This window comes from Paenibacillus elgii NBRC 100335, assembly GCF_004000865.1.
GTDB lineage: Bacteria > Bacillota > Bacilli > Paenibacillales > NBRC-103111 > Paenibacillus_G > Paenibacillus_G elgii.
In genome coordinates this window covers 225,287-237,119 of sequence record NZ_BIMB01000005.1, presented here as the reverse complement: position 1 = coordinate 237,119, position 11,833 = coordinate 225,287, and the positions used below count along the sequence as shown (strand labels likewise).

Genomic DNA, 11,833 nt, shown 5'->3' with positions numbered 1-11,833 from the left:
TCGATTGCTGCACCCCTTCTAGCGTGAAATGTCGAATACCTGTATAGTATAACGCGTCATATTCGAGAACACAATGAGTTTGTATTTCATTCGCGCATGGGAATAATTTATGCAAAATCTGGCGGAGTGGTGCGGGTTCAGACGTCATCATTTCATGGAAAAGGTTCCGCTTGACGCTTGCTGTGATTTCGATTACATTAGTATTATCTAAACCAACTGAATAGATTCGGTTTCACACTCTTATCAAGAGCAGGTGGAGGGACTAGCCCGATGATACCCGGCAACCGACAGACCTTTGCGTAAACAACACGTTGATGCTTTTTTCAGCATGGCAAAGGAATGCACGGTGCTAATTCTTGCGGAAGCCAAGCGGCTTCTGACAGATGAGAGAGGACGATGTAACTATACAAAGGCCTTTCTCGTGCGATGGAGAAAGGCTTTTTCTTATGCCTTTTTCAGTCGCAGGAGTGCAGGGAACGACGAATCCAATACCCGAAGGAGTGAGCCCAATGCCCATCAAAGTACCAGATCATCTGCCGGCCAAGGAAGTGCTTGTCAACGAGAATATTTTCGTCATGGACGAGAGTGTAGCCTTTCGTCAAGATATTCGCCCGCTGCGGATCGTGATCTTAAACCTCATGCCGACGAAAGAAACGACGGAGACCCAATTGCTGCGGCTGATCGGCAACACTCCGCTACAGGTTGAATTCATTCTGCTGCACCCGAAAACGCACACGTCCAAAAACACGTCGCTGGAGCACCTGGAGCAGTTCTACAAAACGTTCGAAGACATCAAGCACGAACGCTTTGACGGCATGATCGTTACAGGCGCGCCGGTCGAACAGCTCGAATTCGAAGAGGTGAATTATTGGGAAGAATTGACGCAGATTATGGAGTGGAGCAAAACCCACGTCACGTCGACGCTGCATATTTGCTGGGCGGCTCAAGCCGGTCTCTACTACCATTTCGGAGTACCGAAGTACCCGCTTGATGAAAAAATATTCGGCGTGTTCCCGCACACGATCACCACGCCGAATGTAAAGCTGCTGCGCGGGTTCGACGAGCTGTTTCTCGTTCCCCAGTCCCGTCATACCGACGTCCGCCGGGAGGATGTCGCCCGGGTCGAGCAGCTCGACATTTTGTCGGAATCGGAGGAAGCGGGCGTCTACATTGCCGCGACGAAGGACGGGAAGCAAATTTTTATTACCGGCCATTCGGAATACGACGCGTGTACGCTTAAATACGAGTACGACCGCGACGTGAACAAAGGAATGGAGATCGCGGTTCCGAAAAATTATTACCCGAACAATGATCCGACCCGGCCGCCGCTCAACACCTGGCGTGCCCATGCAAACCTGCTGTTTTCCAACTGGCTCAACTATTATGTGTACCAAGAGACGCCGTACGATTTGTATAAGGGGGATTATATGATATGAGCAACTGTTCCAAGCCAGAGTTGAAAATCGAGAGCCGGCTCGCGCAGATCGGCTCCCAGGAGGAACCGGTGACGGGAGCGGTCAGCTTCCCGGTCTATCAAGCGACGGCGTTCCGTCATCCGAAGCTCGGGCAGAGCACGGGATTCGATTACGCGCGCACGAAAAGCCCGACGCGAAAAGTATTGGAAGATGCGATCGCCGAGCTGGAATCCGGGGACGCAGGCTTTGCCTGCAGCTCCGGCATGGCGGCCCTCCAGACGATTTTCGCATTGTTCAGCCAAGGCGATCATTTGCTTGTCTCCCTCGATCTATACGGCGGGACGTACCGGATGCTTGAGCGCATCATGTCCCGCTTCGGCGTCACCGCAACGTATGTGGACACGAACGATCTCGATGCATTGGAAGCGAATCTTCAGCCGGGCACGAAAGCGGTACTGATCGAAACGCCGACCAACCCGCTCATGATGGTCACGGATTTGGCACTGGTGTGCGGCTGGGCGAAGAAAAAAGGCCTTCTTTCCATCGTCGATAACACGCTGCTTACCCCGTTTTTCCAGCGGCCGATCGAGCTTGGGGCCGATATAGTGATCCACAGCGCGTCCAAGTACCTCGGCGGGCATAACGACGTGCTTGCCGGGTTGATCGTGACGAAAGGCAAGGAGCTGTCCGAGGAAATGGCGTTTCTGCACAATTCGATCGGCGCAGTTTTAGGCCCGCAGGACAGTTGGCTGCTCATGCGAGGCATGAAAACCTTGGCGATCCGCATGGAGCGTCACGAGTATAACGCCACCCGCATCGCGACGTTCCTGCAGTCTCATCCGCAGGTGGAAACGGTCTATTATCCGGCGCTCGAAAGCCACCCGGGCCATGACATTCAGAAGAAGCAATCGTCCGGCAATACGGGGATTTTTTCCTTTAAAATGAAAGATGCTCGCTATATCGAACCGATGTTGCGTCACGTGAAACTGATTGCGTTCGCGGAAAGCTTGGGCGGCGTCGAATCGCTGATGACATACCCCGCGGTTCAGACCCATGCCGATATCCCGGAAGACATCCGCCGAAAAGTCGGCGTGGACGATAAGCTGCTGCGCTATTCCGTCGGCATCGAGCATGCGGACGACCTGATTGCGGATTTGTCCCATGCCATCGATTTGGCGCAGAAAGAGATTGAAGGAGGAGTACCGGCTCATGGCTGATAAGACGACGCAAGGAACTCATCCTAACGATCATCACAAAGACCGCGCTTTCGCCACGAAGCTGATTCATTTCGGAAGCGAAATCGACCGGTCGACCGGTGCTTCCAGCGTTCCGATCTACCAGGCTTCGACGTTCCATCAATTTTCGCTCGACGAGCCGCAGGAGTACGATTACTCCCGTTCCGGCAACCCGACCCGGCAGGCGCTTGAGGATTACATTGCGCTGCTCGAGGGGGGGAAGCGGGGCTTCGCGTTCGCTTCCGGCATGGCAGCGATCTCCGGCGCGTTCATGCTGCTGTCGGCAGGGGACCACGTCATCTGCACGGAGGATGTGTACGGAGGCACATACCGTCTGCTGACGTCCATCCTGCCACGGATGAACATCGAGACGACGTTCGTCGACATGACGGATATAGACCGGGTGAAAGCGGCGCTTAAGCCGAATACGAAAGCGGTGTTCCTCGAAACGCCGTCGAACCCGACGCTCAAAATTACCGATATTGCCGAAGTCGCAGGCTGGGCGAAAGAACATGGCCTGCTGACCATGCTGGACAATACGTTCATGACGCCTTACCATCAACGTCCGATCGAACACGGCATCGATATCGTGCTGCATAGCGCAACGAAGTTCCTTGGCGGGCACAGTGATGTAACCGCAGGGCTGGCCGTTGCCGCCAACGACAGTCTGGGCCGCCGGCTGAAACAGATTCAGAACGGGCTCGGCACCATTCTCGGCGTGCAGGACTCGTGGCTTCTCATGCGCGGGATGAAAACCTTGAAGGCTCGAATGGAAGCGCACGAGCAGAGCGCCCGGCAGTTGGCAGCCTGGCTGGCGGCTCATCCGTCGATCGAAGCCGTCTATTATCCGGGGCTGCCGAATCATCCTCGGCGGGACATTCACGAGAAACAATCGCTCGGCTATGGCGCCGTCGTCTCGTTCGACACCGGCTCTGGCGAACGGACCAAGCGTCTGCTATCTAAGGTGCGCATTCCGCTGGTCGCTGTCAGCCTGGGAGCGGTCGAGAGCATTCTGTCCTACCCGGCGATGATGTCGCATGCGGCGATGCCGCGCGAGGTCCGACTGGAGCGCGGAATTACCGATGGGCTCGTCCGGTATTCCGTCGGTCTGGAGGATATCGCGGATATCATCGAAGATTTGGAGCAAGCGTTAGCGGATAAATGAAGAAGAGGCCGATGGTTCAGGGGATCATCGAGAAACTGGTTTTTAACTGAAATAGAGAAACATACGGAGGTGGGGTATCTACTGGAGGAGCGATAGCGTTCGCCTTTGTCCGCGGGAAATATCCGCTGCGAAGCGGCTTCAAATCAAAATTTCCTGCGGACAAGAGCGACCGGAAGTAGATACCCCACCCCCTCGTGCACCTCTACTACCTCAATTCACCGCTTTTTCAACAAGCTCAGCCGATGATTCAGGGGATCATCGGCTTTTCTGTGAAAAAAAGGAATACCGCCCTATTCACTATAACGAACTCGTGATATGATAGTAGGGACAAGTTGTTGCTGCCGGTGAGGGGGAAATTTATGACGTTTTCATTTGCTTCAGGTGAGTGGAAAGAACGAATCCGGATGCTACTCCGGCTGCCTTATCCGAGCAGGGCGCTCCGCTTTTTTCCCCCGGAGTTTACGTTTCGCAATCCAGTGCTCTCGCTGGTCAAACGGTACCGGAGCCAAGGAAAATCGTGCGGGCTTATTTTGCTGTACTTGGAAGATTTTCATCATATGTTTTCCACTTATTCCGAATCGAGGCTTTGCGCCCTGCAGGGGCGTATCCGGCAGACGATTCTGGAACTGCTGCCTTCTTGCTTCCGGGACAAAGATGTGATCGGAGTCCGGCAGTTTGCGCTCGACGATTACGGTATTTTCGTTAAAGAACAAGCCGTTTGCGGGTTCGACGAGCTGCAGCGCAAGGCGCAGGAGCTGCAAAAAGAAGTTTCGCGCAGGCTCCGCATGCATGCGGATGTCGACGCTCAAGCTCCCGTATCGCTGCAAAGCGGGTGCTATATCATCGGTCCGGATCTCGAGAACACGTCCGCCGGTATTCAAGCGGCCTATCATTATGCCCGTTGCATCGCGACGCGGAAGCTGCCGCCGCATTTTTGCCCGACCCGGGAGCATCTGCTCGACATTTTGAAGCAGGAAAACATTTTCGTTCTCGCCCAACCGATTCTCAATTTAGCCAGCGGCGAATTGTACGGCTGGGAAATTTTGACCCGCGGTCCGCAAAACTCGCCGTTCCACACGCCTGCCGAGCTGTTCGATATGGCTTACCAAGCCGATCTTTTATCGAGCTTCGAATTTCTGGTCATCAAGAAGGCGTTCATGGAAATATCGTCGCGGGCGATTCAAGAGCAGGTGTTTATTAACGTGACGCCCGTTTCGCTCGGACATCCGCTGTTCCTCCATCAGCTGCTGGAAACGTTGAAGCAATTTCCCGCCATTTCGGCCTCGCAGGTCGTTCTGGAAATTACGGAACGCCACGCGATTCGGGATTTTCAATACATAGGGGCCGTTATGAACGCTTGCCGCGCGCATGGGTTCCGCTTTGCCGTGGATGATGCGGGGGCCGGCTATTCAAGCCTGCAATCGATCTCCGAGCTAGTGCCCGACATCATTAAAATCGACAGATCAGTCATTGCCGAGATCGACCGGATGTCCGTCAAGCAATCGCTGCTGAAGGCGCTGCTGCACTTCGCGGACAACATGAACTGCCAAGTGATCGCCGAAGGCGTCGAGCGGCCGGAAGAGCTCAGCATGCTTTGCGAGATGCAGGTGCATATGGTGCAAGGCTTTTATTTTGCCCGTCCGCAGCCGCTTGTGCCCGACCAGGAACGGGTGCGGCAGCTCCAATTGGTCAAAGAAAAAATCGTAGGGCACCGGCATATGCATCCCGCTTGAAGGCTTTGTGCCGATGATCACAAATTGGTCACAAAAGCGACCGCCGCTTTCCGTTCCACGGAAAATGGCGGTCTTTTAGTATGGCAGGAGCGGAGTATTTTATGGTAGGATGAAAGCATAAAGGAGATGAAAGCGATGAGTTCCATCGACCGGATATTGGATAGTGCGCTGGCCGGCAACCGGATCAGTCTGGAAGACTGTATGGCGCTCTACGAATCGGACGAAATCGAAAAAATGGGCCATGTGGCCAACCAAATTATGCTGCGGCATCATCCGGAGCCGGTTACGACCTTCGTGATCGGCCGGAATGTCAATTATACGAATATTTGCGATGTGTACTGCCGTTTTTGCGCCTTCTACCGCGCACCGGGCTCGGCAGAGGGCTATGTGCTGCCGGACGAGGTTATTTTTCAAAAAATCCAGGAAACGATCGACGTCGCAGGAACCGAAATTTTGATGCAGGGGGGCACGAACCCGAACCTGCCTTTCAGCTATTACACCGATTTGCTGAAGGAAATTAAGAAGCGGTTCCCGAACATTACGATGCACTCGTTCTCCCCGGCCGAGATTATGAAAATGAAAGAAGTATCGAACGGCCTGTCTCTGGAGGAAGTGATCCGGGCCATTCATGAAGCCGGTCTGGATTCGCTGCCCGGAGGCGGCGCGGAAATTCTCGACGACCGCACCCGCCGCAAAATCAGCCGTCTGAAAGGCTCGTGGCGCGATTGGATGGATGTCATGCAAACGGCTCACAAAGTCGGTATGCACACGACCGGGACGATGGTGATCGGCTTCGGCGAAACGATGGAGGAACGCGCGCTGCATCTGCTTCGCATCCGCGACGCACAGGATGAATGCATCGCGAACGGCTACAATACGCCAGGCTTCCTGGCCTTCATCTCTTGGACGTTCCAACCGGACAACACGAATCTGAAGGCGGAGAAGCTGGGACCGCAAGATTACCTTAAAAACGTCGCGATCAGCCGCATCATGCTGGACAACATAAAGAACTTCCAGTCGTCCTGGGTAACGATGGGACCGGAGGTCGGCAAGCTGTCGCTGCACTACGGCTGCAACGATTTCGGCTCGACGATGATCGAAGAAAACGTCGTATCCGCGGCAGGGACGACGCACAAGGTGAACATCGGCTCGACGCTGCAGCTTATCCGGGAAGCAGGCAAAATTCCCGCACAGCGCAATACGCGCTATGAGATTTTGCGCCGCTTCGACGACGAAACGGTTCAAGTGCATAAAGACTTCATTATGCAAAACTAGCATAAAACAAAAGACGCTTTCCTTCGACCATACGGTTCGAGGACAAGCGTCTTTTTTGCGCTTAGCCTAACCACTGAAAGACACGGTGCTTCGCCGTTTCTTCAGCCTCTCGGCCCAAGCCGCCCTTGCCCGGGTGCAGCAGCTCCGGCTGGACTAGAACCGGGGCGCTTCCGCTTCCGCCCGTTGCGCCGCTGCCGATGACGACGCGCGCGCCCCGCGGCACGAACGGGTACAGGGCGGACATCGCCTCGTTGGTCAAGCGGATGCAGCCAAGCGACCGGTTCGCGCCGATCGATGCTTCGTCAGTTGTGCCGTGGATGGCGATCTCGCCCATCCCCAAGGCAGCGGTGCCGTATACCCCCGGGCGGCTCCCTTGCGGTTCGCGGACCCGCTCGAGGACGGTCAAGACGCCGTCTGGAGTTCGGCCGTCGGCGCCAAGTCCGACAGGCAGCTCCGCGAGCACCATCTGGCCTGCGTTCAGCCGGAGTAAGTGAGCGCTTTTGTCGATCGTGACCGTCACCGGTTCGAAAGGAAGGCTTGTGGAGGCGGCAGCCGTCCCGGATGCGCCCTCCCACGCGACGTTCGGGTAAAACCTATGTGCAGGGTCTTGGGCACGGGCATCGTATACCCATCCGCCGCTCCCATCAAAAACGGTTCGGACATGAGCCGAACCGCTAATCGTTTCTATAGGCATATAGCTGGCGTAATTATTGGGATAAGGCTGAAACAGCTGCTCAATGGAGGAGGGGATCGATCCGTGATCCGAAGCGTAAGCTTCAAGCGCCGTCCGGATCAATTGGGCTCCGGCCGTCGTCCGGAGCTTTTGAAATTCCGGCTGAAGGAACCGGATTTTGACCGAAGTATCGACGGCCGGGTTGTATTCCGCCACGACAAACGCCTTGGTTTTAAGCTGCTCGTCGCTTAGCGGCACCGCTTGGTTATCCGCGGTTCGAACGCCGGAAGCTACGCCGTACAGGACGATCGCTTGCTTCGGATGATCGTTTGCAAGCTGCAGCGCTTTTTTATGAAGCGCCTCCTCTACCGTTTTTTGCGGCTCTCCATAAGGAAAATGCAGGACGTAAGCGGTTTCGATGCTTTCGTACGTTACCTCTTTTCCGACGCTCCAAGGCATAAACGCCGAAACGACCTTCGAAACGGCGGTCGGTCCGTACAGCAGGGCCAGCAGCAGCACGTTGATGAACAGAAGCACCAGCAGCAGCATTTTTAAACCGGCGGCAGCGCCTTTGCTTTTTGTTCGTGGTGCAGTTGAGCCTGAGGCCGCTTGAGATACAGGTACAGCGGGAGCTTTCTCCTTCGTCAGCCGCCGGATCGAGCCGGAAGCGGGAAAATAATACGGCGAAGGATACGTGCTCATCGCTTCTTTATAATGCTTTAGCGCTTTGCCGATATTGCCGTTGTTCTCGAAATATTGTCCCAGCTTGTAATGCGCCTCGGGAGAGTGTGGATCGAGATACGTGATCACCTTTTCGTGATATTTGGGATCGTTGCGGTTAAGGTAAATATTTTTGTGCAGACGAACTAGCTTGTCCGCGTCCGGCGATTTGAACCTTTGGCGAAGATGCTGCATAGCAAACCTCCCAGGATCATATTTTGTCACTGATACATATTGTATCATAATTGTGTTAAATAATACAATTGGTATCCATAAAAGAAGCTTCGGATGAATTCCCCTCACAGTTATTGCTACATCCCGGGTGTCTGTACTTTGTATATCTGCGAAGGTCCAGCCATATACTTTAAAGGAATCGTAAGGCCCGAAAGGAGAGTGTGACCCTGGATGAAGCTGTTGACGATCGTAATGGTGAAACGCTCCGAAGCTCAGGCTGACCGGCTGTTGCAACTTGTCGAGCTTTTCGGCGAACGGCTACATAAGGAGAACAAGATCCGGATCGTTCTGGACCGGCGGAACGGTCTGCAGCGAGTCGAAGTGAACGCGGTAATGCCGGCTTTTCAACTGCAGGCCGACGGTTACGCGCTATATGAAGCGGCAGCAGGCGCCGTGGCGGACTATTTATTGGCGGAAGAAGAGCAGCGTCTGCTGCGTTATATGATCCGTCATGAGTTTCATTACAAGCAGGACGAGGAGACGGACAGCATCCTGGGGTATTGCAGCCAAATGCTGGGAGAGCGGGACGATTCGGCGGCAGTCAAATCGGACAAGAATGAAGCGTACCTGCGGCGGAAAAACAAGCTGACCGCCCTGCTTACCGAATACATCGAAGAGCATACGGAGCTGAATTTGGACGGCTTTCTGCGCTTCCGGGCGCCGGATTACTTGAACGAGCTCCGCGAAGTTGTCGAATATGCCGTCGACGAATTCGTCATGGACCGGCAGTATCGCGAATTCATTTCCCTGCTGCAATATTTCGTCTATATTCAGGAAGCGAAAATTCCGTTCGTTCATCTTATTCATAAAGGCGGCAATGAGTTTATGCTGCTTGGCGAGCATCTGGAGAAGATCGAAACGAACGATGCGGATGCCGTTGTGACGGTAGAAACGCTTGAGAAGGATATGAATTTCGAGGATATGATTGTCAGCACGCTGATTACGGTATCTCCGCAGCAGATCTATATCCACACCCGCGAGCCGGATTTGCAAGTAATCAAGACGATCCGGCAAATTTTCGAGAATCGCGTGGAGCTGTGCGGCTACTGTCGGTTATGCCAAAACCTTGACCGCTCGACAGCGGCTGAATATAATAAGGGATAAGGCAAGGATCGAAGACACGATCGGTTGAAGTGCTGTCCAGAGAGAGGGGACAACCGGCTGCAATCCCCTTCAGCGAACGTCAATCGGTTACCCCTTTGTAGCCGTGATTTGGAAAACGTCGTCCCCAACCGATTAGATTGGTGGAATTGGAGACGCGCAGTATAAATCGCCGGATCATTCCCGTTACCGAATGAGTTGAGGATTCGCAGCCTGGCCCTTTTGTTGAAATGAAGAGCTGCGGATTGAATTAGGGTGGAACCACGAGCTAAGCGCACTCGTCCCTTTCGGGATGATGCGCTTTTTGTATTTCCTACAATTATTGGAGGTAGTGGACATGGCTGTAAAAGTAACTTTTCCCGACGGAGCGGTGAAGGAATATCCGCAGGGAACGACGGTGGAAGAGATCGCAGGGTCGATCAGCTCGGGTCTGAAAAAAAATGCCGTCGTAGGCAAACTCAACGGAAAACTCGTCGATTTGAACACGCCGCTGGAAGAAGACGCCGCGCTGCAAATCGTTACGCTGGATAGCGAAGAAGGCCTGGAGGTATACCGTCACAGCACGGCGCATTTGATGGCGCAGGCGATCAAACGGCTGTATGGCAATAAAAGCGTCAAACTCGGCATCGGACCGGTGATCGAAGACGGGTTCTATTACGATATCGATATGGAAATGTCGATTACCCCGGAAGATCTGGGCAAAATCGAGAAAGAAATGGAACGCATTGTTCAGGAAAACTTGCCGATCCGTCGCCGGGTAGTCAGCCGTGAGGAAGCGCTGAGCATTTTTGGCGAGCTGGAGGACCCGCTCAAGCTGGAGCTGATCCGCGACCTTCCGGAAGATTCGGTCATTACGATTTATGACCAAGGCGAATTTTTCGACCTGTGCCGCGGGCCGCACCTGCCGTCCACCGGGCGGATCAAAGCGTTCAAGCTGCTCAGCGTAGCGGGCGCTTACTGGCGCGGCGATTCGAAGAACAAAATGCTGCAGCGCATCTACGGCACGGCGTTCCCGAAAAAAGCGGAGCTGGACGAGCATTTGCACTTGCTGGAGGAAGCGAAAAAACGCGACCACCGCAAGCTCGGCAAAGAGCTGAAAATGTTCACTTTCTCCAGCGAAGTCGGCCAAGGACTTCCGATCTGGCTGCCGCACGGCGCCAAAGTACGCCGTACCCTGGAGCGTTATATCGTCGATCTGGAGGAGCGTCTCGGCTACCAGCACGTCTACACACCGGTGCTTGCCAACGTGGAATTGTACAAAACGAGCGGCCACTGGGAGCATTATCAGGAAGACATGTTCCCTAAGATGGAATTGGACAATGAGGAGCTTGTACTGCGTCCGATGAACTGTCCGCACCATATGATGGTGTACAAGAGCGACATGCGCAGCTACCGCGACCTGCCGGTGCGGATCGCCGAGCTCGGCACGATGCACCGTTACGAGATGTCCGGAGCGCTCACCGGCCTGCACCGCGTCCGGGCGATGACGCTGAATGACGCGCATATTTTCTGCCGTCCGGATCAAATCAAGGAAGAGTTCGCTCGCGTCGTGAACCTGATTCGTCAAGTTTATGAGGACTTCGGCATTAAAGAATACCGTTTCCGTCTGTCGTACCGCGATCCGAAGGATACGGAAAAATATTTCCAAAACGACGAAATGTGGGAAATGTCGCAGCGGATGCTTCGCGAGGTGGTCGAGGAGCTCGGTCTGCCGTTCTTCGAGGCGGAGGGCGAGGCGGCCTTCTACGGTCCGAAGCTGGACGTACAGATCAAGACCGCGCTCAAGAAAGAAGAGACGCTGTCGACCGCGCAGCTCGACTTCCTCCTGCCGGAGCGCTTCCAACTGGAATACGTCGGAGCCGACGGCCAGAAGCATCGCCCGGTCGTCATTCACCGCGGCATTATTTCGACCATGGAACGGATGACCGCATTCCTGCTTGAGAACTTCGCCGGCGCGCTGCCGACATGGCTGTGTCCGGTACAGGCGAAGGTGCTTCCGGTATCCGGCAACTTCGACGAGTATGCCAAGGAAGTCGAAGCGAAGCTGCAAAATGCCGGTATCCGGGTCGAAGCCGACCTGCGCAACGAGAAGCTCGGATACAAAATTCGCGAAGCGCAGCTTGAGAAAATTCCGTACATGCTCGTTGTCGGCGAGAACGAAGTGCAAGCATCGGGCGCTTCCGTCCGCAGGCGCGGTCAAGGCGACCTCGGCGCTCACAGCGTAGATAGCGTCATCGAGATGATCCGGGAAGAGATTCGGACCAAGCAAGTGTAAGCTGTTA

The 11,833-nt window shown here is 54.6% G+C and carries 8 protein-coding genes and 1 riboswitch; of the genes, 7 read left to right on the top strand and 1 reads right to left on the bottom strand.

Annotated elements, in window-relative coordinates; genetic code table 11:
• Positions 1-237: 237 nt before the first annotated feature.
• A riboswitch (SAM riboswitch) is annotated at positions 238-390 on the top strand.
• 119 nt (positions 391-509) lie between these two features.
• From metA to mqnC, 5 genes are all read left to right on the top strand, one after another.
• Positions 510-1,436 carry a homoserine O-acetyltransferase MetA gene (metA, locus tag PEL01S_RS06115; protein ID WP_127459714.1) on the top strand — a complete coding sequence of 309 codons (927 nt, stop codon included), beginning with the start codon at positions 510-512 and terminating at the stop codon, positions 1,434-1,436.
• Positions 1,433-2,632, top strand: coding sequence for an aminotransferase class I/II-fold pyridoxal phosphate-dependent enzyme (locus PEL01S_RS06110; protein ID WP_127459713.1), 1,200 nt, complete (start codon positions 1,433-1,435; stop codon positions 2,630-2,632). Before metA ends, PEL01S_RS06110 begins: the two co-directional genes overlap by 4 nt.
• Positions 2,625-3,815, top strand: a complete 1,191-nt coding sequence (locus PEL01S_RS06105; protein ID WP_174806906.1) for a trans-sulfuration enzyme family protein — start codon at positions 2,625-2,627, stop codon at positions 3,813-3,815. The genes PEL01S_RS06110 and PEL01S_RS06105 overlap by 8 nt, the downstream gene beginning before the upstream one ends.
• Before the next feature lie 359 nt (positions 3,816-4,174).
• Entirely contained in the window at positions 4,175-5,548 is a 1,374-nt protein-coding gene (locus PEL01S_RS06100; protein WP_063181241.1) for an EAL domain-containing protein, read from the top strand.
• A 135-nt stretch (positions 5,549-5,683) separates the two neighbouring features.
• Positions 5,684-6,823 carry a cyclic dehypoxanthinyl futalosine synthase gene (gene mqnC, locus PEL01S_RS06095; protein ID WP_010497982.1) on the top strand — a complete coding sequence of 380 codons (1,140 nt, stop codon included), beginning with the start codon at positions 5,684-5,686 and terminating at the stop codon, positions 6,821-6,823.
• A 61-nt stretch (positions 6,824-6,884) separates the two neighbouring features.
• Here mqnC and PEL01S_RS06090 read toward each other — a convergent pair whose 3' ends face one another.
• Positions 6,885-8,411, bottom strand: a complete 1,527-nt coding sequence (locus tag PEL01S_RS06090) for a L,D-transpeptidase family protein (RefSeq protein ID WP_163768160.1) — start codon at positions 8,409-8,411, stop codon at positions 6,885-6,887.
• A gap of 210 nt (positions 8,412-8,621) precedes the next feature.
• Between PEL01S_RS06090 and ytxC the strand changes: the two genes are divergently transcribed.
• Together ytxC and thrS are read left to right on the top strand one after the other, a co-directional pair.
• Positions 8,622-9,554 (top strand): putative sporulation protein YtxC, encoded by a 933-nt coding sequence (gene ytxC, locus PEL01S_RS06085; protein ID WP_063181245.1) that lies wholly within the window; start codon positions 8,622-8,624, stop codon positions 9,552-9,554.
• Between the two features lie 334 nt (positions 9,555-9,888).
• Positions 9,889-11,826, top strand: coding sequence for a threonine--tRNA ligase (thrS, locus tag PEL01S_RS06080; RefSeq protein ID WP_063181247.1), 1,938 nt, complete (start codon positions 9,889-9,891; stop codon positions 11,824-11,826).
• Positions 11,827-11,833: the final 7 nt, after the last annotated feature.